Annotated in this window: 19 protein-coding genes and 7 tRNA genes; 4 read left to right on the forward strand and 22 right to left on the reverse strand. The window is 54.7% G+C overall.

The genetic code is table 11. The features are described 5' to 3' along the window. Positions 1 to 47 precede the first annotated feature (47 nt). The 10 genes from rihA to miaB all read right to left on the reverse strand — a co-directional run bounded on the left by rihA (position 48) and on the right by miaB (position 10,313). Complete coding sequence (rihA, locus tag E0L16_RS01630; protein ID WP_131636167.1) at positions 48 to 983, reverse strand: pyrimidine-specific ribonucleoside hydrolase RihA; 936 nt, start codon at positions 981 to 983, stop codon at positions 48 to 50. A 120-nt stretch (positions 984 to 1,103) separates the two neighbouring features. Beyond that, complete coding sequence (locus tag E0L16_RS01635) at positions 1,104 to 1,829, reverse strand: amino acid ABC transporter ATP-binding protein (RefSeq protein WP_006809622.1); 726 nt, start codon at positions 1,827 to 1,829, stop codon at positions 1,104 to 1,106. Further along, positions 1,829 to 2,503 carry a glutamate/aspartate ABC transporter permease GltK gene (gltK, locus tag E0L16_RS01640; protein ID WP_022647437.1) on the reverse strand — a complete coding sequence of 225 codons (675 nt, stop codon included), beginning with the start codon at positions 2,501 to 2,503 and terminating at the stop codon, positions 1,829 to 1,831. Before gltK ends, E0L16_RS01635 begins: the two co-directional genes overlap by 1 nt. Next, positions 2,503 to 3,243: a glutamate/aspartate ABC transporter permease GltJ gene (gltJ, locus tag E0L16_RS01645; protein WP_015571133.1), complete on the reverse strand. Its 741-nt coding sequence runs from the start codon at positions 3,241 to 3,243 to the stop codon at positions 2,503 to 2,505. The genes gltK and gltJ overlap by 1 nt, the downstream gene beginning before the upstream one ends. A gap of 155 nt (positions 3,244 to 3,398) precedes the next feature. Next, entirely contained in the window at positions 3,399 to 4,304 is a 906-nt protein-coding gene (locus E0L16_RS01650; RefSeq protein WP_063866084.1) for an amino acid ABC transporter substrate-binding protein, read from the reverse strand. A gap of 403 nt (positions 4,305 to 4,707) precedes the next feature. After that, positions 4,708 to 6,246, reverse strand: coding sequence for an apolipoprotein N-acyltransferase (gene lnt / locus E0L16_RS01660; RefSeq protein WP_131636169.1), 1,539 nt, complete (start codon positions 6,244 to 6,246; stop codon positions 4,708 to 4,710). Between the two features lie 5 nt (positions 6,247 to 6,251). Next, on the reverse strand, positions 6,252 to 7,130 hold the full coding sequence (gene corC, locus E0L16_RS01665; protein ID WP_003858679.1) for a CNNM family magnesium/cobalt transport protein CorC: 879 nt from the start codon (positions 7,128 to 7,130) through the stop codon (positions 6,252 to 6,254). 84 nt (positions 7,131 to 7,214) lie between these two features. Then, positions 7,215 to 7,682 (reverse strand): rRNA maturation RNase YbeY, encoded by a 468-nt coding sequence (ybeY, locus tag E0L16_RS01670; protein ID WP_003858677.1) that lies wholly within the window; start codon positions 7,680 to 7,682, stop codon positions 7,215 to 7,217. Beyond that, positions 7,679 to 8,725 (reverse strand): PhoH family protein, encoded by a 1,047-nt coding sequence (locus E0L16_RS01675; RefSeq protein ID WP_022647440.1) that lies wholly within the window; start codon positions 8,723 to 8,725, stop codon positions 7,679 to 7,681. The genes ybeY and E0L16_RS01675 overlap by 4 nt, the downstream gene beginning before the upstream one ends. Positions 8,726 to 8,888: 163 nt before the next feature. Further along, positions 8,889 to 10,313, reverse strand: coding sequence for a tRNA (N6-isopentenyl adenosine(37)-C2)-methylthiotransferase MiaB (miaB, locus tag E0L16_RS01680; RefSeq protein ID WP_063449370.1), 1,425 nt, complete (start codon positions 10,311 to 10,313; stop codon positions 8,889 to 8,891). A gap of 135 nt (positions 10,314 to 10,448) precedes the next feature. On the opposite strand from miaB, the gene ubiF reads away from it, so the two are divergent. Further along, positions 10,449 to 11,624, forward strand: coding sequence for a 3-demethoxyubiquinol 3-hydroxylase (ubiF, locus tag E0L16_RS01685; RefSeq protein WP_131636170.1), 1,176 nt, complete (start codon positions 10,449 to 10,451; stop codon positions 11,622 to 11,624). A gap of 108 nt (positions 11,625 to 11,732) precedes the next feature. Here the strand turns inward: ubiF and E0L16_RS01690 are convergent. The 12 genes from E0L16_RS01690 to nagB form a co-directional block, all read right to left on the reverse strand. Next, positions 11,733 to 11,807: transfer RNA gene (locus E0L16_RS01690), tRNA-Gln, on the reverse strand. Between the two features lie 34 nt (positions 11,808 to 11,841). Then, positions 11,842 to 11,916 (reverse strand) — tRNA-Gln (locus E0L16_RS01695). A 41-nt stretch (positions 11,917 to 11,957) separates the two neighbouring features. Beyond that, positions 11,958 to 12,034 (reverse strand) — tRNA-Met (locus tag E0L16_RS01700). A gap of 17 nt (positions 12,035 to 12,051) precedes the next feature. Continuing rightward, a tRNA-Gln gene (locus E0L16_RS01705) sits at positions 12,052 to 12,126 on the reverse strand. Between the two features lie 32 nt (positions 12,127 to 12,158). Next, positions 12,159 to 12,233 (reverse strand) — tRNA-Gln (locus tag E0L16_RS01710). 23 nt (positions 12,234 to 12,256) lie between these two features. Then, positions 12,257 to 12,341: transfer RNA gene (locus E0L16_RS01715), tRNA-Leu, on the reverse strand. A gap of 8 nt (positions 12,342 to 12,349) precedes the next feature. Further along, positions 12,350 to 12,426, reverse strand: a tRNA-Met gene (locus E0L16_RS01720). A gap of 225 nt (positions 12,427 to 12,651) precedes the next feature. Next, on the reverse strand, positions 12,652 to 14,316 hold the full coding sequence (gene asnB, locus E0L16_RS01730; RefSeq protein WP_131636172.1) for an asparagine synthase B: 1,665 nt from the start codon (positions 14,314 to 14,316) through the stop codon (positions 12,652 to 12,654). Between the two features lie 250 nt (positions 14,317 to 14,566). Beyond that, positions 14,567 to 15,319, reverse strand: coding sequence for a ribonucleotide monophosphatase NagD (gene nagD / locus E0L16_RS01735; RefSeq protein ID WP_063449367.1), 753 nt, complete (start codon positions 15,317 to 15,319; stop codon positions 14,567 to 14,569). A 45-nt stretch (positions 15,320 to 15,364) separates the two neighbouring features. Then, positions 15,365 to 16,585 carry a DNA-binding transcriptional regulator NagC gene (gene nagC, locus E0L16_RS01740; RefSeq protein ID WP_131636173.1) on the reverse strand — a complete coding sequence of 407 codons (1,221 nt, stop codon included), beginning with the start codon at positions 16,583 to 16,585 and terminating at the stop codon, positions 15,365 to 15,367. Between the two features lie 8 nt (positions 16,586 to 16,593). Next, complete coding sequence (nagA, locus tag E0L16_RS01745) at positions 16,594 to 17,742, reverse strand: N-acetylglucosamine-6-phosphate deacetylase (protein ID WP_063449365.1); 1,149 nt, start codon at positions 17,740 to 17,742, stop codon at positions 16,594 to 16,596. A gap of 55 nt (positions 17,743 to 17,797) precedes the next feature. Then, entirely contained in the window at positions 17,798 to 18,598 is an 801-nt protein-coding gene (gene nagB / locus E0L16_RS01750; protein WP_003858663.1) for a glucosamine-6-phosphate deaminase, read from the reverse strand. 325 nt (positions 18,599 to 18,923) lie between these two features. Here nagB and nagE point away from each other — a divergent pair, with 325 nt between their 5' ends. From nagE to chiP, 3 genes are all read left to right on the forward strand, one after another. Then, the gene (gene nagE / locus E0L16_RS01755; RefSeq protein WP_131636174.1) at positions 18,924 to 20,873 is read left to right on the forward strand and encodes a PTS N-acetyl glucosamine transporter subunit IIABC; all 1,950 of its coding nucleotides are present in this window, start codon (positions 18,924 to 18,926) and stop codon (positions 20,871 to 20,873) included. 171 nt (positions 20,874 to 21,044) lie between these two features. Continuing rightward, positions 21,045 to 22,712, forward strand: a complete 1,668-nt coding sequence (gene glnS / locus E0L16_RS01760; RefSeq protein ID WP_063866092.1) for a glutamine--tRNA ligase — start codon at positions 21,045 to 21,047, stop codon at positions 22,710 to 22,712. 446 nt (positions 22,713 to 23,158) lie between these two features. Then, positions 23,159 to 24,556 (forward strand): chitoporin ChiP, encoded by a 1,398-nt coding sequence (chiP, locus tag E0L16_RS01770; protein ID WP_131636175.1) that lies wholly within the window; start codon positions 23,159 to 23,161, stop codon positions 24,554 to 24,556. The last annotated feature ends 3 nt before the right edge of the window (positions 24,557 to 24,559 follow it).

Genomic DNA, 24,559 nt, shown 5'->3' on the forward strand with positions numbered 1-24,559 from the left:
AGGCAGCAGAACCGCCTAAAATGCCCAATGGTGTACTGTTTTTCGGACTACATATAGTAAGCCAGCCTCTCCGCCAGCAAATCCACAAACGCTTCCCGATCAATATCCACCATTAACGTCGTATTCGGTTTGTTTCCCGTCAATGAGTAATAGTCCACCACCGTCATTCCCTGGGTATATTTCCCCTGTGTCTCCACGCCAACCCAGCGCTCCACCGTGGTAAACATCTCCGGCTTCAGCAGCCAGGCGATGGTGCACGGGTCGTGCAGCGGCGCGCCGTGGAAGCCCCACTTCTCAGCTTTGTGATACTCCATAAAGAAGTCGAGCAGCTCGGCCACGGTCGTTGCAACCGGGTTGCCCACGGCGCGGAAGCGTTCAATATCGTCTGCCATAATCTGCGCCCGATGCGTCACGTCCAGCCCCGCCATCACAATCGGCAGGCCCGACTGGAAGACGATCTCCGCCGCTTCCGGGTCAACAAAGATGTTGAATTCGGCCGCAGGCGTCCAGTTTCCCAGCCCCATTGACCCGCCCATGATAACGATACGGGCGATGTTGCTGTGCAGTTCAGGATGGCTGTTCAGCAGAAGCGCAACGTTGGTCTGCGGGCCGGTAGCCACCAGCGTCACGGGCTCTGCGCTTTCACGCAGTATCTTCGCCATTAGCTCGACGGCAGTGCAGTCTTGCGGTGCGAAACCTGGCTCCGGCAGTGCCGGGCCATCCAGCCCGCTTTCACCGTGAACGTTGTCCGCAATGATCAGTTCGCGCATCAGCGGCTTAACGGCGCCGCCTGCGACGGGAATATCGGTGCGTTTCAACAGCGTCAGCATGCGCAACACGTTTCGCAAGGTTTTATCCGGCGTCTGGTTCCCGGCGGAGGAGGTGATAGCTTTGACGTCCAGTTCAGGGGAGGCAAGCGCGAGGACGAGCGCGATCGCGTCATCATGACCCGGGTCGCAGTCGAGAATTATAGGGTGTGCCATAGCGTTCTCCATTCTTAGCATTATTTTGTGACAAGGTTAACGCTGCGATGTGACGCCGAATAGAAAAAGAGATCTAAAGCGTGAAGCAGTGCGCAATCCGCAGATTGCGCACTGAAAAGATTAATGCAGGATTTTAGCGAGGAAGTCTTTAGCGCGTTCGGATTTCGGATTCGCGAAGAACTCTTCTTTCGGCGAGTCTTCAACAATTTTCCCTTCATCCATGAAGATCACGCGGTTGGCCACTTTACGGGCGAAGCCCATTTCGTGCGTCACCACCATCATGGTCATCCCTTCGTGCGCCAGCTCCACCATCACGTCCAGCACTTCGTTGATCATCTCCGGATCGAGTGCAGAAGTCGGTTCATCGAACAGCATCGCCACCGGATCCATACACAGCGCCCGCGCGATTGCCACGCGCTGCTGCTGGCCGCCCGAAAGCTGTGCCGGAAACTTATCCGCATGCGCAGAGAGCCCGACGCGTTCCAGTAACTTCAGCCCCTTTTCGCGCGCCGCTTTTTTATCGCGCTTCAGCACTTTCACCTGCGCAAGCGTCAGGTTTTCAATGATCGACAGGTGCGGGAACAGCTCAAAATGCTGGAACACCATGCCCACGTGGGAGCGAAGCTGGGCAAGGTTGGTTTTACGGTCGTTCACTTTGGTGCCGTTAACGACAATCTCGCCCTGCTGGACAGGTTCCAGACCATTAACGGTTTTGATAAGCGTAGACTTACCGGAACCGGACGGGCCGCAGACCACCACCACATCGCCTTTTTTCACTTCTGTTGAGCAGTCGGTCAGCACCTGAAAGTGCCCATACCATTTAGAAACATTTTTCAGGGAAATCATTATACGGTCCTTTTCTTCAGCCAGCTGACCAACAGCGATGCGCTTAAACTAATCACAAAATAGACCCCGCCCGCGAAGAGGATCATCTCAACCTGCGTTCCGTCACGTTCGCCAATGGTGGAGGCGGTACGGAAGAAGTCTGCCAGGCTCAGCACGTAGACCAGGGAGGTATCCTGGAACAGGACGATGCCTTGCGTCAGCAGCAGCGGAACCATGGCGCGAAACGCCTGCGGCAGAATAATCAGCTTCATGGACTGCCAGTGTGTCATACCGAGCGCCAGCGCAGCGCTGGACTGCCCGCGCGAGATACTCTGAATACCGGCGCGGATGATCTCGGAGTAGTAGGCGGCTTCAAACATGGAAAACGCCACCATGGCAGAGATCAGGCGGATATCGGTTTTCGGCGACAGTCCCAGCACGTTCTGTAAGAAGCCGGGAACAATCAGGTAAAACCACAGCAGCACCATGACCAGCGGGATGGAGCGGAACACGTTAACGTATGCCGTGGCGAACCAGGCGAGCGGTTTAAAGCTCGACAGGCGCATCACCGCCAGCAGGGTGCCCCAGACAATACCGACAATAATGGCGATAACGGTGATCTTTAAGGTAATTGCCAGTCCATCCAGCAGATAGGGCATGGAGGGAACAATGGAACTCCAGTCAAATTCGTACATTATTTGCCCCCCAGATTGCCCGGCAGGCGTACTTTGCGTTCAACCAGGTTCATCACCAGCATGATGAAAGCGTTAATCAGAACATACGCGAGCGTGATCGCCGTGAAGGACTCCCACGCGTGAGCGGAGTAATCCAGCAGCTTACCCGCCTGCGCCGCCATATCGACCAGGCCAATGGTTGAGGCGATGGCCGAGTTTTTCACCAGGTTCATCATTTCGGAGGTCATTGGCGGAACGATGACGCGGTAAGCGTTAGGCAACAGGACGTAACGGTAGGCCTGTGGCAGGGTCAGGCCCATCGCCAGTGCCGCATTCTTTTGCCCGCGCGGCAGTGACTGTATGGCGGCACGCACCTGCTCGCAGACGCGCGCAGCGGTGAACAGCCCCAGACACAGCATGGAAGAGACAAAGAACTGGACGTTAGGATCCAGTTCTGCCTTGAACCACATGCCGAGATCTTCCGGCAGCAGTTCCGGGATCACCAGATACCAGGTAAAGAACTGCACGATCAGCGGAACGTTACGGAACAGTTCCACATAGAGCGTGCCAATTGAAGAGAGAAAACGGTTAGGGACGGTACGCAGAATACCGAACAGCGAACCGACAAGAAACGCGATAATCCACGCCGTTATCGATAGCGCAACGGTAACCTGAAAGCCGCTCCACAGCCAGCCGAGATAGGTGGTGTTGCCGAACGGGGCTTGTTGCAGAAAGATGCCCCAGTTCCAGTCAATTGACATAGTAAACTCCAGAAAAAAGAGGGTAGCAGCGCTACCCTCGAAGATTGGTGAGAAGCTCAATTTTTGCGCTGAGTGGGGAACGACCACTCAACGTATAGTCTGTCCATGCTTCCCGACAATCGAGAGGGCAGGAGATCCCGCCCCTGTCGTTCTAATTAGTTAAGAGCTTTGTCGTTTGGTGATTTGAACAGCGCTTTCATGTCGTCAGACAGTTCAAAGTTCATGTTCAGGTTTTTTGGTGGAATAGGGTTTTTGAACCACTTGTCGAACCATTTTGCCGCTTCGCCAGAGGTTTGCGCCTGAGCGATGGTGTCATCGATCAGCTTTTTGAAGTCTTCATCGCCTTTACGCAGCATACAGCCGTAAGCTTCTTTCGACTGCGCGGTTCCGACGATTTCCCAGTTGTCTGGTTTCTTCGCCTTCGCGCGTTCGCCCGCCAGCAGGGCGTCATCCATCATAAAGGCGACAGCACGACCGCTTTCCAGGGTACGGAAGGAGTCGCCGTGGTCTTTCGCGCTGATGATGCGCATGTCCATTTTCTTCTCGTCGTTCAGCTTGTGCAGCAGGACTTCGGATGTGGTACCGGAAGTCACGACAACCGCTTTGCCTTTCAGGTCAGCAAAGTCTTTGATATCGCCGCCTTTTTTCGTCAGCAGGCGAGTGCCCACAACGAAGATGGTATCGGAGAAAGCGGCCTGTTTCTGACGTTCAAGGTTGTTGGTGGTCGAGCCACACTCAAAATCAAACGTGCCGTTTTGCAGCAGAGGGATACGGTTCTGTGAAGTGATGGGGATCAGCTTCACTTGCAGGTCAGGTTTGTTCAGCTTTTTCTTCACGGCTTCAACGATGGCGTTGGAGTAATCCTGTGAATAGCCCACGACTTTTTGCGTGTTGTCGTAGTAAGAGAACGGGACAGAAGATTCACGGTGGCCGACCACGATCACGCCGTTTTTGGCAATCTTGTCGAGAGTGCTTCCTGCTGCCGGAGCGTCTTCAGCGTGGACGATGCCCGCAGACATTCCCATAACCAGCATTGCTGTGGCCAGTTTACGTAATTGCATACCCAACTCCTTTCTTATCAGCGCCAGTGACGCATAGATACCCATTGTGATGTTGTTATATCTCGCGCAATGCGAGTGCAGTGTTATGCAAGCTTGTTAACATTTAGTCTGGCTTAATGTAAAGATTTTGCTGCGTTATTGTTTATTTTTGCGAAGCGCGCCGCACCATTCCGAGGCAATAATCTCCCGTTGCACCGTTTCGGTGCCACCGGCGATCGATGCTGGTGCGACAGGGTTGCACGTTAAGCCAGACAGCGTTTGCGTGAAGAAATAAAGCAACAGGCGTGCCAGAATTGAAGGGTTGGGAGGAAATTGTCGGGTGGCGGCGACGCCTTAACCGACCTGCGGGAGTAAAAATGTAGGCCGGGTAAGCGTCAGCGCCACCCGGCAACAGAAGGTTAGACTAGCGACGACGCTGACGCAGGCTCATCAGCACGGCGCCAAAGCCGAACAGCGCGGTCAGGATCCACAGCGGCCAGTTGCCGGTGCGGGCGTACGGCGTCAGGCCCGAGGCTGGCGTGACTTTGGTTGTCAGCACTTCACGGGTGAACTGCGGGATCATGGCCTGGATTTCGCCCTGCGGGCCAATCACGGCGGTGATGCCGTTATTGGTGCTACGCAGCAGCGGACGCGCCAGCTCCAGAGAACGCATTCGCGCCATCTGGAAGTGCTGCCACGGGCCAATCGATTTACCGAACCAGGCGTCGTTAGAGATGGTCAGCAGATAGTCAGTGTCCGGGCGGAAGTTATCGCGCACCTGCTCGCCGAGGATAATCTCGTAGCAAATGGCGGCCGTCAGGGCAAAACCGTGCGCGTGAAGCTGCGGCTGAACGTACGGGCCGCGGCTGAACGAGGACATCGGCAAATCGAAGAACGGTGCCAGCGGTCGCAGAATCGACTCCAGCGGAACAAACTCGCCAAACGGTACAAGGTGGTTTTTGTTGTAGCGATTGGTGGAGGTATAGCTGTATTCGCTGTCCTTACCGAGCGTAATGATCGCGTTGTAGGTGTCATAGCGGTTCTGCTGGTTCAGACGCGCATCCACAATGCCGGTAATCAGCGTACTGCCGCGGGCGCGCAGCAAATCGTCCATCATCTTCAGGAAGGGTTGCTGATTGATCTCCAGGTCCGGGATCGCAGACTCAGGCCAGATGATGAGCTGTGATTTGCCCATCACCTTTTCGGTGGCGTTGGCGTAGATTTTCAGCGTGTTCAGCAGCTGATTCTCATCCCATTTCAGTGACTGCGGGATATCGCCCTGCACCAGAGAAACCTGCGTGGCGCGCGCGGGCTCCAGCGTGTACCACTGGATATAGCGCAGCGGGAAGGGCAGGGCAAACAGGATCAGCGCGACAGCCAGCGGCTTCCCGTTACGTGTCACCAGGGCCAGCACCAGCAGGCCGCTGACCGCCATTAACAGGAAGTTGATCGCCTCCACGCCCATGACGGGAGCCAGACCTTTCAGCGGGCCGTCTATCTGGCTATAGCCGAACTGCAACCACGGAAAGCCGGTCAGTACCCAGCCGCGCAGAAATTCAGTGATTTGCCAGACAACGGGAGCCGCTATCGCCACGCGCAGCCAGCTGGTTTTAGGCCAAAGACGAGAAAGGACACCCGCGAACAGGCCGGTGTAGAGCGACAGATACGCGGCGAGCAGCACAACCAGGAAGACGTTAACCGGCCCCGGCATTCCGCCAAATTGCGCAATACTGACGTAGACCCAGTTGATGCCAGAGCCGAACAGCCCCAGCCCCCAGAAGTAGCCGATGGCCGCGGCCTGTACCGGGCGACGGTTAAGGGTAAGACCCTGTAGCCCCATCAGGGAGAGAAGAGCGGCTGGCCAGATATCGTAAGGAGAAAAAGCCAGCGTACCGCTGGCTCCGAGTAACAGCGCCAGCAGCAAACGGACGCGCTGGCGTTCAAATAATGGGGCAAATGCCATTTACATTAATCTTCCAGTTTTGGCACCGGTGAGTCGTCCGGCATTCTGACGTGAACCTGAATAATACGTCGGCTGTCAGCCATTGCGACCTTGAACTGGTAACCATCGATGTCAACGGTTTCACCGCGGGCCGGAAGATGGCCGAAGGCCTGCATCACCAGACCGCCAATGGTGTCCACTTCTTCATCGCTGAAGCTGGTGCCGAAGGTGTCGTTGAAGTCTTCAATGGAGGCCAGCGCGCGCACGGTCCAGGTGTGGCGGCTCAGCTGACGGAAGTCGATATCCTCTTCTTCGTCATACTCATCTTCGATTTCGCCCACGATCAGCTCAAGGATGTCCTCGATTGTAACCAGACCGGAAACGCCGCCAAATTCATCAATAACAATCGCCATGTGGTAGCGCTGGGAGCGAAACTCCTTCAGCATCCGATCCACACGTTTACTTTCCGGCACAACGACGGCCGGACGTAACACTTTTTCCATACTGAAGGCTTCGGCATCGCTGCGCATAAATGGCAGCAGATCTTTCGCCATCAAAATCCCTTCGATGTGATCTTTATCTTCGCTGATGACCGGGAAGCGCGAGTGAGCCGATTCGATAATCACATCGAGGCACTCGTCCAGCGTCTGGTTGCGTTTCAGGGTGATCATCTGCGAGCGGGGGATCATGATGTCGCGAACGCGCTGGTCGGCGATGTCCATCACCCCTTCGAGCATTTCGCGCGTATCTTCATCGATAAGATCGTTTTGCCCGGAATCACGAATCAGCTCCAGCAGTTCATCACGGTTTTTTGGTTCGCCGTGGAAAAGCTGGTTCAGAATGAGGGAGAAAAATCCCTTTTTTGTGGTTGTCGTGTCGCTACTGTGTGAATTGTCGTCGCTCATGGCGTTTGTTAAGGGTTCTCTTGTTAGTTCAACGTTAACCGCCGCGCTCTATCCCTGCGCGGCGGCATGGTAGTCAGTGACTGACTATTCTTTCTCGGCAATGTACGGATCCTCATAGCCCAGAGCAAGCATTATCTCTGTCTCGAGGGATTCCATCTCTTCCGCTTCGTCATCTTCAATATGGTCGTAACCCAGAAGATGCAGGCTACCGTGCACCACCATGTGTGCCCAGTGCGCTTCCAGCGGCTTTTGCTGCTCTTTGGCTTCCTGCTCAACCACCTGACGGCAGATGATCAGATCGCCCAGCAGCGGCATCTCAATACCCGGAGGCGCTTCGAACGGGAAAGAGAGCACGTTGGTCGGCTTATCTTTCCCGCGATAGGTCAGGTTGAGCTCATGGCTTTCCGCTTCATCCACCAGGCGAATCGTGACTTCTGATTCTTCCTGAAACTGAGGGATAACGGCATCCAGCCATTTCTGAAACTGTGCCTCTTCTGGCATGCCGGAATTATCTTCACAGGCCAGCTGTAAATCGAGGATCACCTGACTCATTTCTGTTCATGCTCCTGCGCTTCGCGCTTACGTTCTGCGGCCAGCTCGGCCCTGCGCTTCTGATCGGCCTCTTCCCAGGCCTCATAAGCGTTAACGATACGCGCGACGACCGGATGGCGTACCACATCTTCACTGTGGAAGAAGTTAAAGCTGATTTCGTCTACCTCGGCCAGCACTTCGATGGCGTGACGCAGACCCGATTTGGTGTTGCGCGGCAGGTCAATCTGGGTCACGTCACCGGTGATAACCGCTTTCGAGTTAAAGCCGATACGCGTCAGGAACATCTTCATCTGTTCGATGGTGGTGTTCTGGCTCTCATCCAGAATGATGAACGCGTCGTTAAGCGTACGGCCACGCATGTAGGCCAGCGGGGCGACTTCAATCACGTTACGCTCAATAAGCTTTTCAACTTTCTCGAAGCCGAGCATTTCGAACAGCGCGTCGTACAGCGGGCGCAAATAGGGGTCCACTTTCTGACTCAAATCGCCCGGCAGGAAGCCGAGTTTCTCACCGGCTTCTACGGCAGGACGGGTCAGCAGGATACGGCGGATCTCCTGACGCTCGAGCGCATCTACCGCCGCAGCAACGGCCAGATAGGTTTTACCCGTCCCCGCCGGGCCCACGCCGAAGGTGATGTCATGGTCGAGAATATTGGCGATGTACTGCGCCTGGTTCGGGGTACGTGGCTTAATCACGCCGCGCTTGGTCTTGATATTGATGGCCTTACCGTAGTCCGGCACGCTCTCGGCGCTCTGCTCGAGCACGCGCGCCTCTTTGATGGCAAGGTGGATCTGTTCAGGCTCAATATCCTGAATTTCGCCACGCATCGGGGCGGTATCAACATACAGGCTGCGGAGAATATCTGCCGCGGCATTGACGCAGATTGGGCGTCCGGTGAGTTTGAAATGGTTATCGCGACGATTGATTTCGATACCCAGACGTCGCTCCAGTTGTTTGATGTTGTCATCAAACGGCCCGCACAGGCTCAGCAGGCGAGCGTTGTCTGCGGGCTCAAGGCTAATTTCACGCGTATCTATGTTCAAACTGTTCCTCTTTAATTGGTTAACTGACCTGTGGCCACACGCCGTAATAAAACGGTCATTACCGAAATTATTCACGCCATAGAATAAAGGCGCAAGCGTTGCGGTAGATATTGGGGGTGATGAGAGGAAATACAAGGCCTGCCAGGAGGGCAGGCCAGAAGGATTACGGCTGGTAAATACCTACGCCAGAATCGTTGACTTTGCGGGTGCGAGAGATGACGGATTCAGGCGTCTGTGCGATGCGCAGACCCATTTCATCCTCGGTGCGCACCAGCTTCCCGCGCAGGGAATTAGTCAGCACTTCGACAATCTCAACGTCCACAAATTTACCGATCATGTCCGGGGTGCCTTCAAAGTTCACCACGCGGTTATTTTCGGTTCGACCGGACAGTTCCATGATGCTCTTACGGGAAGTGCCTTCCACCAGAATACGCTGGACGGTGCCGAGCATGCGACGGCTCCACGCGTTGGCCTGCTGGTTGATACGCTCCTGCAAAATATACAGACGCTGTTTTTTCTCTTCTTCCGGCACGTCGTCAACCATATCGGCAGCAGGCGTGCCCGGGCGCGCGGAGAAGATGAAGCTGTAGCTGACGTCGAAATTCACGTCGCCGATAAGCTTCATGGTGCGCTCGAAGTCGTCAGCGGTTTCGCCAGGGAAGCCGACGATGAAGTCGGAGCTAATCTGGATATCCGGGCGCGCTTCACGCAGCTTGCGGATGGTGGATTTATACTCCAGCACCGTGTGTGGACGGCCCATCAGGTTCAGCACGCGGTCAGAGCCGCACTGAATCGGCAGGTGCAGGAAGCTCACCAGCTCCGGCGTATCGCGATAGACGTCAATGATGTCGTCGGTAAATTCCATCGGATGGCTGGTGGTAAAGCGAATGCGGTCGATGCCGTCAATCGCCGCCACCAGTCGCAGCAGTTCAGCAAAGCTGCCCGTGGTGCCGTCGTAGTTCTCACCGCGCCAGGCGTTAACGTTCTGGCCCAGCAGATTCACTTCGCGTACGCCCTGGGCGGCAAGCTGAGCGATTTCAAACAGAATATCGTCCGCCGGGCGGCTCACCTCTTCACCGCGGGTATAAGGCACCACGCAGTAAGTACAGTATTTGTTGCAGCCTTCCATGATGGAGACGAAGGCGGTCGGGCCATCCGCGCGCGGCTCTGGCAGACGGTCAAATTTCTCGATCTCCGGGAAGCTCACGTCAACCACCGGGCTGCGATTGCCGCGAACCTGATTGATCATCTCTGGCAGACGGTGCAGGGTCTGAGGACCAAAGACGATATCCACATACGGGGCTCTCTGGCGGATCAGCTTACCTTCCTGCGATGCCACGCAGCCACCCACGCCAATGATCAGGTCCGGATTTTTCCGTTTGAGAAGCTTCCAGCGGCCTAACACATGAAAGACTTTTTCCTGTGCTTTTTCACGAATTGAACAGGTGTTCAGCAGCAGCACATCGGCTTCTTTCGCATTTTCAGTCAGCTGGTATCCGTGGGTGGTATCCAGCAGATCGGCCATCTTGGATGAATCGTATTCGTTCATCTGACAGCCCCAGGTTTTTATATGGAGTTTTTTAGTCATCGACTTGCTCAGCTCAGGATTGCAAGCCGCGTATTGTAATGCTTTGGTGCGGTTGTGACCAGTATGAAGGTTGTCAACCTCAGGACCGCAAAAATCCGGTAAACTTAAGGCATTCTCCAATAAGGAATAGTGACCATGACACTCCTGAACACCGAAGTTGCCGTTGTCGGCGGCGGTATGGTCGGCGGCGCACTGGCGCTGGGGCTGGCGCAGCAGGGATTTGATGTAACCGTTATTGAACAGGCGGCTCCGCCGGGATTCGATCCTGCCAGCAAGCCGGACGTGCGTATTTCCGCCATCAGCGCGGCGTCTGTTGATCTGCTTCGCGGGCTGGGCGTCTGGGAGGCGGTGCTGGCGATGCGCGCGCATCCCTACAGTCGTCTTGAAACCTGGGAGTGGGAAAATGCCCACGTGTCGTTTGACGCCGCCGAGCTGAAACTGCCGCGCCTGGGTTATATGGTGGAAAACAACGTGCTCCAGCAGGCGCTCTGGCAGGCGCTGGAGGCGCATCCAAAGGTGACGCTGCGCGTTCCGGCCTCGCTGAAAGCCCTGCATCGTCATGAAAACGGATATCACCTGACGCTGGACAACGACGACGAGCTGGCCGTGAAGCTGGTGGTGGGGGCGGATGGCGCAAACTCGCAGGTCAGACAGATGGCAGGTATTGGGATCCATGCCTGGCAGTATCAGCAGTCCTGCATGCTGATCACCGTTCAGTCAGAAAACGCACCGGGCGAAAGCACCTGGCAGCATTTTACGCCGAACGGCCCGCATGCATTCTTGCCGCTGTTTGATAACTGGGCTTCGCTGGTGTGGTACGACAAACCGGCGCGTATTCGGCAGTTGCAGGGGCTGACAATGGCGCAGTTGCAGCGTGAAATCCAGCAGCACTTCCCGAGCCGTCTGGGGAACGTAACGCCGGTTGCTGCCGGTGCATTCCCGCTGATGCGACGCCACGCGTTGCAATATGCCCGTGAAGGGCTGGCGTTGGTGGGGGACGCGGCGCACACCATTCATCCGCTGGCGGGGCAGGGGGTTAACCTGGGATACCGTGACGTCGATGCGCTACTGGACGTGCTGGGCAACGCACGCGCTCACGCGGAAGTCTGGGCCAGCCATCAGGTACTCAAGCGCTACCAGACGCGCCGGATGGCAGATAACTTCGTTATGCAGTCGGGGATGGATCTGTTCTATGCCGGGTTCAGCAATGACGTGGGTCCGGTGCGGATATTGCGAAATATCGGACTGATGGCGGCAGAGCGTGCCGGTGGCCTGAAGCGTCAGGCGCTGAAATACGCCCTCGGACTCTAATCTTAATTCCCTCTCCCCGTGGGAGAGGGGTAGGGTGAGGGCATCAGGCCGCACTATTCTGAGCAACAAAAACAAAAAAGCCCGCAGAGCGGGCTTGTTTGTTTTAAGTGGCTGGGGTGCAGGGATTCGAACCCCGGAATGCTGGTATCAGAAACCAGAGCCTTACCGCTTGGCGACACCCCAATTGCGTTAAACAAATGGCTTAACGACTTTAAAGTGGCTGGGGTACGAGGATTCGAACCTCGGAATGCCGGAATCAGAATCCGGTGCCTTACCGCTTGGCGATACCCCAACAATGTTCAGTTTACCGAATGGTATTCGATAACCTAAATATGGTGGCTACGACGGGATTCGAACCTGTGACCCCATCATTATGAGTGATGTGCTCTAACCAACTGAGCTACGTAGCCAGTACTGCAATCTTCGATGGCTGGGGTACCTGGATTCGAACCAGGGAATGCCGGTATCAAAAACCGGTGCCTTACCGCTTGGCGATACCCCAATACCGCGGAGAACCGCATGATCGAAGAAATATGGCTGGGGTACCTGGATTCGAACCAGGGAATGCCGGTATCAAAAACCGGTGCCTTACCGCTTGGCGATACCCCATCCGTGCAACGCTTACCTGGGAATGGTGCGGGAGGCGAGACTTGAACTCGCACACCTTGCGGCGCCAGAACCTAAATCTGGTGCGTCTACCAATTTCGCCACTCCCGCAAAAAAGATGGTGGCTACGACGGGATTCGAACCTGTGACCCCATCATTATGAGTGATGTGCTCTAACCAACTGAGCTACGTAGCCATCTTTTTTTCGCGTTACCTTATCGGCGTTGCGGGGCGCATTATGCGTATAGACCCTTGCAGCGTCAACACCTTTTTCAATGAAAATAGCCGGAATGTGACTGTTTGGTTAGGTTGCGAACAGCGAGGCCGAATATTCGACAATTATTGGTTATTAATCGTTTTTATGCGGGGAAAAGAGAGGCAAAAAAATCAGGCCCCGGAGGGCCTGATTATGGTCTGGACATTATTTATAAGCAGACTGGTGAACGCCTACCGCGCGTCCTGATGGATCGTTCATGGCTTTGAAAGATTCATCCCATTCAATAGCTTTGGCAGACGAGCAGGCGACCGATGGCCCCCCCGGTACGCATTCGGCTGCGCTTGGAACCGGGAACAGTTCTTCGAAGATCTCACGGTACAGATACGCCTCTTTCGAACCCGGCGTGTTGTACGGGAAGCGGAAGCTCGCGGTTTCCAGCTGTTGGTCAGAAACCTGCTTCGCCGCCACCTCTTTCAGGGTGTCGATCCAGCTGTAGCCTACGCCATCCGAGAACTGCTCTTTCTGACGCCACGCCACGCTCGCCGGCAGGTAGGATTCAAAACATTCGCGCAGAATATGTTTTTCCATTTTGCCGTTGCCGCACATTTTATCCTGCGGGTTGATGCGCATTGCCACGTCGAGGAATTTCTTATCGAGGAACGGCACGCGGGCTTCCACGCCCCAGGCGGACATGGCCTTGTTGGCGCGCGCGCAGTCAAACATGTGCAGCGCCTGTAGTTTACGCACCGTCTCTTCATGCAGCTCTTTGGCGTTTGGCGCTTTATGGAAATAGAGATAACCGCCAAACACTTCGTCAGAACCTTCGCCGGAGAGCACCATCTTGATGCCCATCGCCTTGATCTTACGCGACATCAGGTACATCGGCGTGGAGGCGCGAATGGTGGTCACATCGTAGGTTTCAATGTGATAGATCACGTCGCGGATCGCGTCCAGGCCTTCCTGCACGGTGAAGTGAATTTCGTGGTGCACGGTGCCCAGATGGTTCGCCACTTCCTGGGCAGCTTTCAGGTCAGGTGCCCCTTCCAGACCCACGGCAAAGGAGTGCAGCTGCGGCCACCAGGCTTCGGAACGCTCCTGATCTTCCACGCGACGGGCGGCGAATTTTTTGGTGATCGCAGAGATCACGGAGGAGTCCAGGCCGCCGGAGAGCAGAACGCCGTACGGCACGTCAGACATCAGGTGGCTCTTCACGGACTCTTCCAGCGCCTGACGCAGTTCGGCTTTATCCGTCACGTTGTCTTTCACCGCGTCATAGTCAAACCAGTCGCGCTGGTAATAAGGGCGGATCTCGCCGTCTTTACTCCACAGGTAGCTGCCCGCCGGGAACTCTTTAATGGTGCGACAAACCGGTACCAGCGCTTTCATCTCTGAAGCAACGTAGAAGTTGCCGTGTTCATCGTGCCCCATGTACAGCGGGATAATACCGATATGGTCACGGCCAATCAGGTAAGCGTCTTTTTCGCTGTCGTACAGCGCGAAGGCAAACATGCCTTGCAGCTCGTCGAGGAACTCCGGGCCTTTCTCCTGATACAGCGACAGGATCACTTCACAGTCAGAACCGGTCTGAAAGGCGTAGCGGTCGCCGTACTCGGCGCGCAGCGCCTGATGGTTGTAAATTTCACCGTTAACAGCCAGCGCGTGCGTTTTTTTCTCGTTATACAGCGGCTGTGCACCGGCGTTGACGTCAACAATGGAGAGACGTTCGTGAGCCAGGATCGCTTTATCGCTGGCGTAAACGCCTGACCAGTCCGGACCGCGATGGCGCATCAGGCGGGACAATTCGAGTGCTTTTTTACGCAGTTCGCCCGCGTCAGTTTTAATATCCAGTACGCCAAAAATAGAACACATAACCTTCTCCGTTAACCCTGTTGCATTGTGATGTTGCTTGCTTATGAAAATGCCGCAAAAGGGGGAGGGCGCGCAAGCGTTTTACGGGTGAAAACGTAAATAGTGCAACGACGATTGCCGAATCTTAAAAATAGAGCATGCCGAAGGCGATTTTATTGATGATTATTCAGTAAAAGGCGGGTTTCGTTAGATGGCGGTATGTTTTACGAAGCCAGAAATGAAAAACCACGCCCTGGGGCGTGGTTCTGAATCAAATAACGTCGATTTCGTCGACAGAGGGGTAAATCCAGCTTGGCCGGAAGGGCATCGTATCAATGTCATCAAGCTGCGAGACGCCAGAAAGCACCAGAATGGTTTCAAGCCCCGCCTGGAAACCGGCCAGAATATCGGTGCGCAGGTTGTCGCCAACAATGACGGTATCTTCCGAGTGTGCCTGCATCGTATTCAGCGCGGCGCGAATGATCCACGGGCTTGGTTTGCCGACAACAAACGGCTTACGGCCAGAGATTTTTTCGATACCGGCGCACAGCGCACCGCAGGCGGGGTAAAAACCACGACCGTGCGTATCTGGGTTGGTGGCGATAAAACGCGCACCGTTGGCGACAAAGTAGGCTGCTTTATGCATCATCTCCCAGTTAAAGGAGCGCGTTTCACCCACGATAACAAAGTCCGGGTTCACGTCGGTGATGGTAAAGCCCGCTTTATACAGCTCGTGGATCAGCGCGCCTTCGCCGACCACGTAGGCTTTCTTGCCTTCCTGACGCTTCAGGAAATCCGCCGTTGCCATAGCGGAGGTATAAAATACGCTGTCCGGGACATTAACGCCCGCAGTCGCAAAGCGGTTTGCCAGATCCTGACCAGTCTGTGAAGGGTAGTTCGTGAGAAGAACCAGTGGCATTCCTTTGTCGATGATGCGGTGAAGAAACTCCGCAGCACCCGGCACGGCAACGTTGTCGTGCATCAGCACGCCGTCGATATCACAAATTACATTCTTAATGGTCATGGACAATCCGACATCAAAAAAAGAAGGCGTTACTATAAGGTCCGATCAGGATTCCAGCAAATGTTGCAGCAGGATCCCGTTGAGCATGGCACGTTTTACCAGGGCGAATGCGCCAATTGCCGAGCGGTGATCCAGCGTAGAGCGCACTACCGGCAGGTTCTGGCGAAATGCCTTCAGCGCCTGGGTATTGATGCAGCCCTCAATGGCAGGCAGTAACACTTTTTCGGCTTCCACGATCTCGCCGGCAATCACCACTTTTTGCGGATTAAACAGGTTGATGGCAATGGCGATGGTTTTACCCAGGTGCCGTCCTACCTGTTCGATCACTTCGCAGGCCAGCGCATCGCCTTTATTTGCCGCCTTGCAGATGGCGCCGATCTTACAATCGTCCAGCGTGACGCGGCTCTGGTAACCCTGCTCCAGCAGATGGCGAACGCGATGTTCAATGGCGGCATTCGCGGCAACGGTTTCAAGACAGCCAAAGTTACCGCAGTGGCAGCGTTCGCCAAGCGGTTCAACCTGGATATGACCAATCTCGCCCACGTTGCCGTTACGACCAATAAAAATACGGCCATTGGAGATAATGCCTGCGCCCGTACCGCGGTGTACGCGCACCAGAATAGAGTCTTCACAGTCATGGCTCGCACCAAAGTAGTGCTCCGCCAGCGCCAGGGAGCGAATATCGTGCCCGACAAAACAGGTTAGCTTAAAGCGCTTTTCCAGCGCTTCAACCAGCCCCCAGTTCTCCACGTTAATATGCGGCATGTAGCGAATAACGCCGCTCTCCGGGTCGACCAGGCCGGGCAGAATGACCGAAATGGCAATCAGCTCGCGGATCTTGCGCTGACAGCTTTCAATAAAGTGCGCGATGGTATTCAGTAAGGCGTGTTCGAGCGTTTCCTGCGTACGCTCGGGCAGCGGGTAGTGCTCTTCGGCAATGGCTTTGCTGCTCAGATCGTAGAGCGTAAGCGTGGTGTCATGACGGCCTAAGCGGACGCCAATCGCCTGAAAATTGCGGGTTTCAGTGACGATGGAAATCGCGCGACGGCCTCCGGTGGAGGCCTGCTGATCCACTTCTTTGATCAGGCCGCGCTCAATGAGCTGACGCGTGATTTTTGTCACGCTGGCGGGAGCAAGCTGGCTTTGTTCGGCTATCTGAATGCGTGAGATTGGCCCGTGCTGGTCAATCAGGCGATAAACTGCCGCGCTGTTAAGTTGTTTAACGAGATCGACATTACCGATTTGAGCTTGTCCGCCTGGTGTCATACTTTTACTTACTCAGTGACGACCTCGTTACCATTAACGATGGTCTTAATAATTTTATAATCGTGTGTGAACGCCGTCAGGTTTGCAACCATGCCTGGCGCAATACCCCCGAGCTGTTTATCGACGCCAATGGCGCGCGCCGGATACAGCGTGGCCATGCGCAGCACTTCCTCAAGCGCAATGCCGCAATGCTCAACGAGGTTACGTACCCCTTCGATCATCGTCAGAGAAGAACCGCTCAGCGTGCCGTTCTCATCCACACACAGTCCATTCCGGTAGTATATTGTTTTACCAGCAAAAATGAACTGGTCAATATTTGCCCCTGCCGGAGCGGTAGCATCCGTTACCAGGCAGAGCTTGTCGCCCTTGAGACGCTTGGCGTTGCGGATGTTGGTGTAATCCACATGCAAGCCGTCGGCGATAATGCCGCAGTAGACGTCTGGTTCATCCAGAATGGCGCCGACCAGCCCGGGTTCGCGGCCAGTAATATACGGCATCGCGTTATAAAGGTGTGTGGCAAAGGTAATGCCTGCGCGGAAGCCGGCTTTCGCCTCTTTGAGGGTCGCGTTTGAATGGCCCGCAGACACCACAATCCCGGCGGCGGCCAGTTTGCTGATAACGTCCGTGCCGGTCATTTCCGGCGCCAGCGTCACTTTAGCGATCACGTCGGCATTGGCGCACATGTAGTCAACCAGCTCGGCATCCGGCTTGCGCACGTAGTTCGGGTTATGGGTGCCTTTTTTGACCATGTTCAGCCACGGACCTTCCAGGTGCAGACCCAGCGCCTGGTTCGGGTGTTTGGCCAGATACTCGCGCATAACGCGGATACCCTGTTTCATCAGGTCATCGCTGCTGGTGATAAGCGTCGGCAGATAGCTGGTGCAGCCCGATTTCTCGTTGGCTTTCTGCATGATTTCCAGCGTTTCAACCGTCACCGCTTCTGCGGTATCGTTAAACTGGACACCGCCGCAGCCGTTAAGCTGTACGTCGATGAAACCGGGGGAGATTACAGCTCCATTGAGTGAGCGCTGTTCGATCTCCGGCGGCAGTTCCGCCAGCGGGCAAACACGTTCAATCAGGCCATTGGCGATAACAATCGCATGGTCATCCAGAATTTCATGGCCGGTATAAATCCGACCGTGGGTTAAAGCGTACATATCGACCCCCGGTTAAAAAAAGCGACCGCCTCTGACAGAAGAGGCGGTTATTCAATTACAGACCTTTGATGTTCTCAGCTTCTAACTCGTTGAAGTATTTCAGCGTTTTCACTTTCAGTTCCATGGTGGACGGTTCGTCACATACGACAACCGCTTTTGGATGCAGCTGCAAGCAGCTGATAGTCCACATATGGTTCACGTTACCTTCAACGGCAGCCTGAAGCGCTTGCGCTTTCACGGCACCCAGCACCAGAATCATCACTTCTTCAGCGTCCAGCAGCGTACCCACGCCCACGGTCAGCGCGTATTTAGGCACCTGATTGACATCGCCGTCAAAGAAGCGGGAGTTAGCCACACGCGTGTCATGAGTCAGCGTTTTAATACGGGTGCGGGAAGCCAGTGAAGATGCCGGTTCGTTGAACGCGATGTGGCCATCGTTGCCCACGCCGCCCATAAACAGGTGGATTTTACCGTAGGAACGGATTTTTTCTTCATACTGACGGCATTCTGCGTCAATATCAGGCGCGTTTCCATTCAGCAGGTTAATATTTTCAGCCGGAATATCAACGTGATCGAAGAAATTACGGTGCATAAAGCTGTGGTAACTTTCCGGATGTTCCTTTGGCAGGCCGACATATTCGTCCATGTTGAAGGTCACAACGTGCTTGAAGCTAACCTGGCCCGCTTTATGCATTTCAACCAGCGCTTTATACGCGGTCAGTGGCGTGCCGCCGGTTGGAAGACCGAGAACGAAAGGACGATCGGCTGTTGGTTTGAACGCGTTGATGCGATTAACGATATGACGAGCAGCCCATTTTCCGACTTGTTCAGCTGTTGCCAGGGGAATCAGTCTCATTATTCACCTCTAAAGTTTAAGTAAAAGTGGGCGGATGATTAGTGCAACCTGAACTAAGCGTAACCTGGAACCTTTCAGGCCGGATCAATCCGTCTTGATTTTTTGAATGATAAAATAAGTTTTCGTCGTTAGCCAGTGAAAGGGAGGGTTTAATACGATATTTGGTGACAATAATCACAAAAAATAGGTGTTTAATTTGCGATACGAATTAATTTTTCACACACTCACACTGCCAGTGAATCATCAACTGTATCTATCGTTCGTGACACAATAAAAACATAGTTTATGCGCGAGTCTTAACAATGGGTCTCGTAGGGGGAATAGGATGAATATTTTAGGTTTTTTCCAGCGCCTCGGTAGGGCTTTGCAGCTCCCTATCGCCGTGCTACCGGTTGCAGCGTTGCTGCTGCGATTCGGGCAACCCGATCTTCTTAACGTGCCGTTTATTGCCCAGGCAGGCGGCGCCATTTTTGACAACCTTGCGCTGATCTTCGCCATCGGCGTGGCGTCAAGCTGGTCAAAAGACAGCGCCGGTGCTGCGGCACTGGCAGGGGCGGTAGGTTACTTCATCCTCACGAAAGCGATGGTAACCATCAACCCGGAAATCAACATGGGTGTACTGGCGGGTATCATTACCGGTCTGGTCGGTGGCGCCGTGTACAACCGCTGGGCAGGTATCAAACTGCCTGACTTCCTGAGCTTCTTCGGCGGTAAACGTTTTGTGCCGATTGCGACGGGCTTTTTCTGTCTGATCCTGGCAGCCATCTTTGGCTACGTCTGGCCGCCGGTGCAGCACGCTATCCATGCGGGCGGCGAGTGGATCGTCTCTGCGGGCGCAATGGGTGCGGGCATCTTCGGTTTCATTAACCGTCTGCTGATCCCAACCGGTCTGCATCAGGTACTGAACACCATCGCCTGGTTCCAGATTGGTGAGTTCACCAACGCGGCCGGCGCGGTATTCCACGGTGATATCAACCGCTTCTACGCAGGCGACGGCACCGCGGGCATGTTCATGTCCGGTTTCTTCCCAATCATGATGTTTGGTCTGCCTGGCGCTGCGCTGGCAATGTACCTGGCCGCGCCAAAAGCGCGTCGCCCGATGGTAGGCGGTATGCTGCTGTCCGTTGCAGTAACGGCTTTCCTGACCGGCGTGACCGAGCCGCTGGAATTCCTGTTCATGTTCCTGGCGCCGCTGCTGTACCTCATGCACGCCATCCTGACCGGTATCAGCCTGTTCGTTGCTACTCTTCTGGGCATCCATGCTGGCTTCTCCTTCTCCGCAGGCGCCATCGACTACGTGCTGATGTACAACCTGCCGGCGGCAAGCAGCAACGTCTGGATGCTGGTGGTGATGGGCCTGATCTTCTTCGTTATCTACTTCGTTCTGTTCAGCGCGGTTATTCGCATGTTTAACCTGAAAACGCCGGGCCGCGAAGACACGAAAGAAGATGTGGTGACCAGTGAAGCCAACAGCAACACCGAAGAAGGTTTAACCCAGCTGGCAACCAGCTACATTGCCGCTGTAGGCGGTACCGATAACCTGAAAGCGATTGATGCCTGTATTACCCGTCTGCGTCTGACCGTGGGCGACTCTGCGCGCGTGAGCGATGCAATGTGTAAACGCCTGGGCGCATCTGGCGTGGTGAAGCTGAACAAACAAACCATCCAGGTTATCGTGGGTGCGAAAGCCGAATCCATCGGCGATGAAATGAAAAAAGTGGTTGCCCGTGGCCCGGTTGCTGCCGCCTCAGCGGACAGCGTGCCAGTGGCCGAGGCTCCGGCTGCGAAGCCGCAGGCTGTGCCAAACGCGGTGACCATCGCTGCGCTGGTTTCTCCGGTGACGGGTGACGTGGTTGCGCTTGAGCAGGTGCCTGACGAAGCGTTCGCCAGCAAAGCCGTAGGCGACGGCGTGGCCGTGAAGCCAACGGATAAAATCGTGGTCTCTCCGGCAGCCGGCACCATCGTGAAAATCTTCAATACCAACCACGCGTTCTGTCTGGAAACTGAGAAAGGCGCGGAGATCGTTGTCCATATGGGTATCGATACCGTTGCGCTGAACGGTCAGGGCTTTACTCGCCTGGTGGAAGAGGGCGCTGAGGTGGCAGCAGGCCAGCCGATCCTGGAAATGGATCTGGACTTCCTGAACGCCAACGCGCGCTCCATGATAAGCCCTGTGGTGTGCAGCAACATCGACGACTTCAGCGGTCTGGTACTCCAGGCGCAGGGTCAGGTTGTTGCAGGCCAAACGCCATTGTATGAGATTAAAGGCAAGTAATCGCTCCTGAGTAGAGTTATGCCTTTAGCGGCGGGGGGGAAATCCTCCGCCGCTTTTTTTTGCAGCAAATGCCCCCATTATTTTCTTCTGGAACGTTTTAAGGGTTGTCACTACGTCCGGCTTATAAGATCATATGCCGTTATACGTTGTTTACGCTTTGAGGAATCCACGATGAGTGAGGCAGAAGCCCGCCCGAGTAACTTTATTCGTCAGATCATCGATGAAGATCTGGCCAGTGGTAAGCACACCACGGTGCACACGCGTTTCCCGCCGGAGCCAAACGGCTACCTGCACATTGGTCACGCTAAATCGATCTGCCTGAACTTTGGTATCGCGCAAGACTACCAGGGGCAGTGCAACCTGCGTTTCGATGACACCAACCCGGTTAAAGAAGACATCGAATACGTTGAGTCGATTAAAAACGACGTGCAATGGCTGGGCTTCAACTGGTCTGGCGATATCTGCTACTCCTCAGACTATTTCGATCAGCTGTATGCCTATGCGGTTGAACTGATCAACAAAGGTCTGGCTTACGTTGACGAGCTGTCTGCTGACGAAATCCGTGAATACCGCGGTACGCTGACTCAGCCTGGCAAAAACAGCCCGTTCCGCGATCGCAGCGTGGAAGAGAACCTGGCGCTGTTTGAAAAAATGCGTGCCGGCGGCTTCGAAGAAGGCAAAGCGTGCCTGCGTGCCAAAATCGATATGGCGTCTCCGTTCATCGTGATGCGCGACCCGGTGCTGTACCGCATTAAGTTCGCTGAACACCACCAGACCGGTAACAAGTGGTGCATCTACCCGATGTACGACTTCACCCACTGCATCAGCGATGCGCTGGAAGGTATTACGCACTCTCTGTGTACGCTGGAATTCCAGGACAACCGTCGTCTGTACGACTGGGTGCTGGATAACATCACCATTCCTGTGCATCCGCGCCAGTACGAGTTCTCTCGTCTGAACCTGGAATACACCGTGATGTCCAAGCGTAAGCTCAACCTGCTGGTCACCGACAAGCACGTTGAAGGCTGGGACGACCCGCGCATGCCGACCATTTCTGGCCTGCGTCGTCGTGGCTACACCTCCGCGTCCATTCGTGAGTTCTGTAAACGTATCGGCGTCACCAAGCAGGACAACACCATTGAGATGGCCTCACTGGAATCCTGCATCCGTGAAGATCTGAACGAAAATGCGCCGCGCGCGATGGCGGTAATCGACCCGGTTAAGCTGGTTATCGAAAACTATCCGCAGGGCGAAAGCGAGCTGGTCTCTATGCCTAACCATCCGAACAAACCGGAAATGGGCACCCGCGACGTGCCGTTCAGCGGTGAAATCTGGATCGATCGTGCTGACTTCCGTGAAGAAGCGAACAAGCAGTACAAGCGTCTGGTGATGGGTAAAGAAGTGCGTCTGCGTAACGCCTATGTCATCAAAGCCGAGCGCGTAGAGAAAGATGCGGAAGGTAACATCACGACCATCTTCTGTACGTACGACGCAGAGACGCTGAGCAAAGATCCGGCGGATGGCCGTAAAGTGAAAGGCGTAATCCACTGGGTGAGCGCACAGCATGCGCTGCCGGTTGAGATCCGCCTGTACGATCGCCTGTTCAGCGTGCCGAATCCAGGTGCGGCGGAAGACTTCCTCGCAACCATTAACCCGGAATCGCTGGTCATTAAGCAAGGCTATGCTGAGCCGTCCCTGAAGGCCGCTGAGGCCGGCAAGGCGTTCCAGTTTGAGCGTGAAGGTTACTTCTGCCTGGACAGCCGCTACAGCACGGCAGAAAAACCGGTATTTAACCGTACCGTGGGTCTGCGCGATACCTGGACTAAGATCGGCGAATAATAACGCTGCTCTGGTCAATGAGAAACAAACGCCGCGTAATGCGGCGTTTTTTTATTTAGCGATCATATCGTTAAGCGCAGGCGAAATTATTATTAGCCAGCAGAACGGGTCAATGAGGTGCTACTTATTTTTCTAAAAAAAGTTTGTTTATTTACGAAAAACGAAAAGGGATAAAAATAGATAAATAGTAATGGCGTTACTTGCTGAAAATCCACCGGTTCCCAGCCAGCACTCGGCTCCTGCTAATTGTTACAAAGCACTACGAAATATGTGCTCTTCGTCATAATCCTGGCTTTTGCCTGGTTAAAAGCATTGATAATTCGCGTCGCGAAAAATAACCTAAAGACGGTAGTTAATTCGAGGGTATTTCTGACTACCCCTGACCTTTTGGTCTTTTCTGTTTTTCGCCGTTTAAGGCGTTTTAATTCGTCAAAGAGGAATAATCTATGCGTACGTTCAGTGGCAAACGTAGTGCGCTGGCGCTGGCTATCGCCGGTGTGACAGCAATGTCGGGCCTGGTGATTGCGCCAGAGGCAAAAGCAGCAGGCTTCATTGAAGATTCCACCCTCACGGGCGGTATTTATTACTGGCAGCGTGAGCGTGACCGTAATGACGTCACTGAAAATAAATACAAAACCAACCTTTCTCACTCGACCTGGAACGCCAACCTGGATTTCCAGTCGGGATATGCCGCCGATATGTTCGGGATTGATATTGCAGCGTTCACCGCAATTGAAATGGCCGAAAATGGCGACAGCGGCCACCCGAACGAAATTGCGTTCTCCTCCAGCAATAAAGCCTACGACGAAGACTGGTCCGGCGATAAAAGCGGTATCAGCCTCTATAAAGCGGCGGCAAAATTCAAATATGGTCCGGTCTGGGCGCGCGGGGGGTATATCCAGCCAACAGGACAAACGCTGTTAGCGCCGCACTGGAGCTTTATGCCAGGTACCTATCAGGGGGCGGAAGCCGGCGCTAATTTTGACTACGGCGATGCGGGGGCGTTGAGCTTCTCCTATATGTGGACCAACGAGTACAAAGCGCCGTGGCACATTGAGATGGACAAGTTCTACCAGAACGATAAAAAAACCAAAGTCGAGTATCTCCACTCTCTTGGCGCGAAGTATGACTTTAAAAACGATCTGGTGCTGGAAGCGGCGTTCGGTCAGGCTGAAGGCTATATCGATCAGTACTTTGCTAAGGCCAGCTATAAATTTGATATCGCAGGTAGCCCGCTGAGTACCAGCTATCAGTTCTACGGCACGCGCGATAAGGTCAGCGATGGCAGCGTAAATGATATCTATGACGGTACCGCATGGTTGCAGGCGCTGACCTTCGGCTACAAGGTCGGCCAGGTTGATTTGCGCCTGGAAGGGACGTGGGTTAAGGCTGAAGGGCAGCAGGGTTACTTCCTGCAACGTATGACGCCTACCTACGCCTCCTCTAACGGTCGTCTGGATATCTGGTGGGATAACCGCTCTGACTTTAACGCCGACGGCGAAAAGGCGGTCTTCTTCGGCGCAATGTATGACCTGAAAAACTGGAACCTGCCCGGCTGGGCAGTGGGGGCGTCCTACGCGTACGCCTGGGATGCGAAGCCCGGGGATATGGCAACGCCAGACGCGTACTACGATCCAAACTACCGTCTGAAAGAGTCTTCATACAGCCTGGATGCGATCTACACCCTTCAGGAGGGCCGTGCGAAAGGCACGATGTTCAAACTGCACTTCACCCAGTATGACAACCACTCCGATATCCCGAGCTACGCGGGCGGCTACGGCAACATCTTCCAGGATGAACGTGATGTGAAATTCATGGTCATTGCGCCATTTACCATCTTCTGATGA

The sequence above is a fragment of the Enterobacter quasihormaechei genome, from assembly GCF_004331385.1.
Lineage (GTDB): Bacteria > Pseudomonadota > Gammaproteobacteria > Enterobacterales > Enterobacteriaceae > Enterobacter > Enterobacter quasihormaechei.

What these genes read in the sequence shown, in the direction of transcription:
- rihA (WP_131636167.1), bottom strand. Translation starts at nt 983, where the DNA reads ATGGCACACCCTATAATTCTCGACTGCGACCCGGGTCATGATGACGCG.
- E0L16_RS01635 (WP_006809622.1), bottom strand. Translation starts at nt 1,829, where the DNA reads ATGATTTCCCTGAAAAATGTTTCTAAATGGTATGGGCACTTTCAGGTG.
- gltK (WP_022647437.1), bottom strand. Translation starts at nt 2,503, where the DNA reads ATGTACGAATTTGACTGGAGTTCCATTGTTCCCTCCATGCCCTATCTG.
- gltJ (WP_015571133.1), bottom strand. Translation starts at nt 3,243, where the DNA reads ATGTCAATTGACTGGAACTGGGGCATCTTTCTGCAACAAGCCCCGTTC.
- E0L16_RS01650 (WP_063866084.1), bottom strand. Translation starts at nt 4,304, where the DNA reads ATGCAATTACGTAAACTGGCCACAGCAATGCTGGTTATGGGAATGTCT.
- lnt (WP_131636169.1), bottom strand. Translation starts at nt 6,246, where the DNA reads ATGGCATTTGCCCCATTATTTGAACGCCAGCGCGTCCGTTTGCTGCTG.
- corC (WP_003858679.1), bottom strand. Translation starts at nt 7,130, where the DNA reads ATGAGCGACGACAATTCACACAGTAGCGACACGACAACCACAAAAAAG.
- ybeY (WP_003858677.1), bottom strand. Translation starts at nt 7,682, where the DNA reads ATGAGTCAGGTGATCCTCGATTTACAGCTGGCCTGTGAAGATAATTCC.
- miaB (WP_063449370.1), bottom strand. Translation starts at nt 10,313, where the DNA reads ATGACTAAAAAACTCCATATAAAAACCTGGGGCTGTCAGATGAACGAA.
- ubiF (WP_131636170.1), top strand. Translation starts at nt 10,449, where the DNA reads ATGACACTCCTGAACACCGAAGTTGCCGTTGTCGGCGGCGGTATGGTC.
- asnB (WP_131636172.1), bottom strand. Translation starts at nt 14,316, where the DNA reads ATGTGTTCTATTTTTGGCGTACTGGATATTAAAACTGACGCGGGCGAA.
- nagD (WP_063449367.1), bottom strand. Translation starts at nt 15,319, where the DNA reads ATGACCATTAAGAATGTAATTTGTGATATCGACGGCGTGCTGATGCAC.
- nagC (WP_131636173.1), bottom strand. Translation starts at nt 16,585, where the DNA reads ATGACACCAGGCGGACAAGCTCAAATCGGTAATGTCGATCTCGTTAAA.
- nagA (WP_063449365.1), bottom strand. Translation starts at nt 17,742, where the DNA reads ATGTACGCTTTAACCCACGGTCGGATTTATACCGGCCATGAAATTCTG.
- nagB (WP_003858663.1), bottom strand. Translation starts at nt 18,598, where the DNA reads ATGAGACTGATTCCCCTGGCAACAGCTGAACAAGTCGGAAAATGGGCT.
- nagE (WP_131636174.1), top strand. Translation starts at nt 18,924, where the DNA reads ATGAATATTTTAGGTTTTTTCCAGCGCCTCGGTAGGGCTTTGCAGCTC.
- glnS (WP_063866092.1), top strand. Translation starts at nt 21,045, where the DNA reads ATGAGTGAGGCAGAAGCCCGCCCGAGTAACTTTATTCGTCAGATCATC.
- chiP (WP_131636175.1), top strand. Translation starts at nt 23,159, where the DNA reads ATGCGTACGTTCAGTGGCAAACGTAGTGCGCTGGCGCTGGCTATCGCC.